This is a genomic window from Sphingobium sp. CCH11-B1, from assembly GCF_001556865.1.
Classification (GTDB): domain Bacteria; phylum Pseudomonadota; class Alphaproteobacteria; order Sphingomonadales; family Sphingomonadaceae; genus Sphingobium.
In genome coordinates this window covers 1-440 of sequence record NZ_LSJY01000205.1, presented here as the reverse complement: position 1 = coordinate 440, position 440 = coordinate 1, and the positions used below count along the sequence as shown (strand labels likewise).

Here is a 440-nt window from a genome sequence, read left to right as displayed (position 1 = left end):
GCTGAGCGGGTCGGCCGCGAGCACGTTGGTCAGCGCGGAGGCCGTGGCGACAAGGCGTCACCTCAAGCTTTGTACGCTGAACAACGATTTTCCGGACATAATGTGAACATTGGTGTCAGGCAGCGGCGCGAAGGTACTGGTAGAGGGTTTCGCGGCTGATGCCCATGTCGCGCGCGATGGTCGCCTTGCGTTCACCGGCGGCAACGCGGCGGTGCAGATCGGCAATCATCTCATCCGAGAGCGACCGTTTCCGCCCCCGATAGGCGCCGCGCTGCCGAGCGATCGCAATGCCTTCGCGTTGCCGTTCGCGGATCAGGGCGCGCTCGAACTCAGCAAACGCACCCATGACCGAGAGGGCTCTGTTGCAAAAATCGTGAAGCTTGAGCATGCTTGGCGGAGATTGGACGGACGGAACGATGACGGATTTCAAGTGGCGCCAT

Annotated in this window: 1 protein-coding gene; it reads right to left on the bottom strand. The window is 61.8% G+C overall.

Annotated features, from left to right (window positions below):
• Window positions 1-115: 115 nt before the first annotated feature.
• Entirely contained in the window at window positions 116-388 is a 273-nt protein-coding gene (locus tag AX724_RS21185; protein ID WP_443018777.1) for a recombinase family protein, read from the bottom strand.
• Between the last annotated feature and the right edge of the window lie 52 nt (window positions 389-440).

Bases quoted from the DNA above. Each gene is read 5' to 3' on its own strand.
- AX724_RS21185 (WP_443018777.1), bottom strand. From the start codon at position 388: ATGCTCAAGCTTCACGATTTTTGCAACAGAGCCCTCTCGGTCATGGGT.